At 30.0% G+C, this 1,426-nt stretch carries 1 pseudogene; it reads left to right on the top strand.

The window, feature by feature from the left end:
- A pseudogene (locus OQH62_RS08465) lies at window positions 1-1,426 on the top strand (hypothetical protein); the annotation flags it as partial.

Here is a 1,426-nt window from a genome sequence, read left to right as displayed (position 1 = left end):
TTTAGGAGGACATTTAGCACAGGCTTTTTGTTTCTTTCATACAACACAATCCCTTCACAAACTCTATACTTTTAATGCACCCGGATTTGCAGGAGCATTAGCCAGTGTATTGACTATCTTTTTAAGAGTCATAAGAATACTTGTTAAACTTCTTCTTAGAAGTGTAGAAAAGCTTTTGAATGCTTTTGGTTTTACACGAAGAATTATTGATAAAAGTATAAAGACTTGTAATGAGAGTTTAGAAAACTGTATAGAATATACCCATACTCTAAAAAAAGAAATAGGAGAAGAAGAGATTGAAGCTCTTGCTTTAAAAGCTAAGAAACTTTCTAAAGCACATACAAGTATAGAAGTACATCACATAGAAACAATACAAAACCCTCTACCAACAGAAGAATCTTTTCTTAGAGAATGGAAACAAAGTTCAGAATCTTCACTCTCTGTTATTTCTGATTTGGGGTATAAATATGGATTGAATATACAGGATAAGTTTGATTATAAAAATACACAAAGATTGCATTTACTTTATATAGGAGGATTAGAAACAAGCTATATAAAAACAAGCCATTTCTTAGAAAGCATACTACAAATAGCCTATTTTTATCATTATCTTGTACAATCCAATCACTCTTTTAATCAAAGCATAGAAGAAGCCTTAGACTATCTTAATGCTTATTCTAAGAAACTTATGTATTTGATCTGTAATAATAGACTTTCTAAAGAAGTTAATAAGAGACTTACAAACTCTCTTACAGAAGAGAATTATCTGAGTATCTTTCAAAAAGAGATTCTGCATATCTTTACCCATAATCCTAAAAAAATGGCACAAGAGTATCAGTATGATTTTAATGGTAAAAGTGAGACAATACACACAGAGTCTCTCAAAAAAGAGGAAGTTAATAAAAAGAATATTATGGATACCTTTTTGCTTTTCCTTAGTCTTGGAATCTTTACTAAGATTATAGAAAGAAACGATATGCAAGAATTACCAAAAGAAGTATCAATGAATCAGTATAGAATGCTTTATAAGGCTTTGCCTTTTTGTATAGAGGATAAAGACAAACAAGAGCTACTAGAAAAAGAGAATCTTTATAAAACTTATACTTATAAATCTCATTTTGCTACTACTGCCTTGGCTAAGAATAATGAAGAGTTTTTTAAAGCTAAACAAAAACAAGCAATCAATTTACTTTATGATGAACAATGCACAAGTAGGTATCTTAGAGAAACACAGAAGAGAGGAATTCATTTTAATTCTATGGCTTCTACACTCTATGCAGATACACAGACTAAAGAACTCTTTCTTTTTGCTAACGATAAAGACTATATTGATTGCAATACAATCTATGAATACATCAAACAAGAATTAAAGCTCCAAGAAAGCCTAGAAGAATTACAAAGTTATACACCCTCTCTCTTTTTAGAT

Origin of the sequence: Campylobacter sp. MIT 21-1684 (assembly GCF_026241315.1) — a bacterium.
In the GTDB taxonomy this organism is placed as follows: Bacteria; Campylobacterota; Campylobacteria; order Campylobacterales; family Campylobacteraceae; genus Campylobacter_D.
The sequence above is the reverse complement of the archived record's forward strand: the minus strand, read 5'-3'. Positions and strand labels throughout refer to the sequence as shown.